The 583-nt window shown below is 68.6% G+C and carries 1 protein-coding gene; it reads left to right on the top strand.

Going from position 1 to position 583, the window contains the following annotated elements:
- Nucleotides 1-480, top strand: a 480-nt coding sequence (locus IE243_RS23015; RefSeq protein WP_191321596.1) for a Mu transposase domain-containing protein, incomplete at its 5' end; no start/stop codon positions are given.
- Nucleotides 481-583: the final 103 nt, after the last annotated feature.

Below are 583 nucleotides of genomic sequence, written 5' to 3'. Positions count from 1 at the left end.
CCGTTCGGGCTGATCCGCCAGGAGGTGGATGTACGCATCTGCGGCGGAACCGTCGAGATCTTCCACAAGGGCCAACGGGTTGCCAGCCACGCCCGCAGTCCGGGACGGCGCAGCCATATCACGGCGCCAGAGCACATGCCCTCAGCGCATCGCCGCTACGCCGAATGGACGCCGGCGCGCATGCTGGCGCAGGCCGGGAAGCTCGGACCATCGGTCGCCGCCTTCTGTGAAGCGGTGATGGCCGATCGCCCCCACCCCGAGCAGGGCTTTCGCACCTGCCTGGGCGTTCTCGCACTCGCCAGGAGCTTTGAACCGGCGCGTCTCGACGCGGCCTGCCGGAGAGGCCTGTCCATCCGCGCGCGTTCCGTCGCGTCGATCCGCTCAATCCTGCAGAGCGGGCTCGACCGCGCCTTCCTTGAGGAGGCCGGGCAGCTTCCCCTGCAGCACCCCAACATCCGCGGCCAAGGCTATTACCATTAAAGGAGACGGACCTTGCTGACACACCCCACTTCCGAGCGCCTCACTGCCCTCGGGTTGACCGGCATGGCGAAGGCGCTGCACGAGCAGCGCCACGCCCCGGCCA

This window comes from Camelimonas fluminis, assembly GCF_014656355.1.
GTDB lineage: Bacteria > Pseudomonadota > Alphaproteobacteria > Rhizobiales > Beijerinckiaceae > Camelimonas > Camelimonas fluminis.
This window is presented reverse-complemented; position numbering and strand designations above follow the sequence as displayed.